Origin of the sequence: Mesorhizobium sp. M7A.F.Ca.CA.002.04.1.1, from assembly GCF_004022805.1 — a bacterium.
Lineage (GTDB): Bacteria > Pseudomonadota > Alphaproteobacteria > Rhizobiales > Rhizobiaceae > Mesorhizobium > Mesorhizobium ciceri.
This window is the reverse complement of sequence record NZ_RZPL01001031.1, coordinates 1-1,415: the sequence shown is the minus strand read 5'-3', so window position 1 is coordinate 1,415 and position 1,415 is coordinate 1. Positions and strand designations below refer to the sequence as shown.

At 60.4% G+C, this 1,415-nt stretch carries 1 protein-coding gene and 1 pseudogene; one reads left to right on the top strand and one right to left on the bottom strand.

The window, feature by feature from the left end:
• Positions 1–415, bottom strand: a pseudogene (locus tag ENZ75_RS31790) (GHMP kinase); the annotation flags it as partial.
• Positions 416–670: 255 nt separating this feature from the next.
• On the opposite strand from ENZ75_RS31790, the gene ENZ75_RS31785 reads away from it, so the two are divergent.
• Positions 671–1,051 carry a 4a-hydroxytetrahydrobiopterin dehydratase gene (locus ENZ75_RS31785; RefSeq protein WP_013532029.1) on the top strand — a complete coding sequence of 127 codons (381 nt, stop codon included), beginning with the start codon at positions 671–673 and terminating at the stop codon, positions 1,049–1,051.
• Positions 1,052–1,415: the final 364 nt, after the last annotated feature.

Below are 1,415 nucleotides of genomic sequence, written 5' to 3'. Positions count from 1 at the left end.
GGTCGAGGATGAGGAGGACGCGCCACTCTTCCGGAAACGGCAGCCGCGCGACGACCGGAGGCGTTCCGCCGCGGTCGTTCTTGCCGGCGTCGACTATGACGCCGCCGTCTTCGAAACTTGCGATGCCGATGCCGGATCGGCCGCCCCGCTCGAGCAGGTTAGCGTCGCCGGCGATGTCCAGAGGCAGATTGTGGAGCGTGCGCAACGCCGAGGCGACGGCAAGGGCGATCTGTGTGCCGGAGCCCAGACCCGCATGACTGGGGATCGACTGCTCTACCACCAGATGGTGCTGGCCGCGAATGCCAAGATGCTTGCAGAGCGTCGATAGATGCTCGCTGGCGCGGGTGCTCTCGGAGCCTTCGACGATGGTCTCGCTGGACCGCGACAGGGTGACGACGGTTTCGGGTTCGCTCAATGGAAGCCCGACGCTGCCGAACCGCCGTCCAGCATCGCCATTGAGATCAAGGAAGCCAAGGTGCAGGCGAGCGGGCACTCGTATGGTAACAGAATTCGACATCTGCCCCCCGATGGGTGCATCATGGATGCATCATGGAAGTTTAGGTGCCCGGTACCATGATAACTGTTTTCGTCGATGGGGCAAGCCAAAGAGAACGCATACGTGTTTGCCGGCTCCGGCGTGTGACAGACCGAGCAATTCGCGGAGGTCGAGATGAACGAGACAGTCAAGGAAAAGGTCTATTCGGAAGCCGAGATCGCCGACCGGCTTGAGAAGGAGTTGCCGAAATGGCGTTATGAAAACGGCTGGATCCGGCGCAAATACAAGACCCACAGCTGGAAATCGACGCTCATGGTCATCAACACGGTTGGTCATCTCGCCGAGGCGGCGTGGCACCATCCTGATATCACCGCCTCCTATGCCTGGGTCGAGGTGCGCCTGACGAATCACGCGGCGAAAGGCATTACCGACAAGGATTTCGAGTTGGCGAAAAAGATCGAGGACGTTGTCCAGTGGCAGCCGGCCAAGGAAGGCGGGGCACTGGAGGGCACTCCACTGACCGATCAACGCTTCGCTTACGTCAAATATGACTAAGCAGGGTCGGAATTTGTTGACGCGTATGAAAACATTCGCTGATCCGCTGCAGGGTGGGGTTCACGGCCAATCCAGTTTCGTCTAGGATCGAGCCGGCACCAGAAAGTAGTTTAGCGAATGGCGGTTGCTTGGATCGGCAACCGGGAAGCGCTGATTGAGCACGCGGCTGCGCATGCCGCGTCGCTATTGTCGTCAAGTCGGTGCCCGGTTTTCAGCTTTGATACGGATATAGATGGCACGAGGGCGGCGATCGCGCTGGCTGAGCGGGCTGGCGCGGCATACGACCATGCCGATGGTGCGGCACTTGCCCGAGAGACCGCGCTTTTTACCGACAAGGGGGCAATGACCGTCGCCCCCGGAGAGA

Bases quoted from the DNA above. Each gene is read 5' to 3' on its own strand.
- ENZ75_RS31785 (WP_013532029.1), top strand. From the start codon at position 671: ATGAACGAGACAGTCAAGGAAAAGGTCTATTCGGAAGCCGAGATCGCC.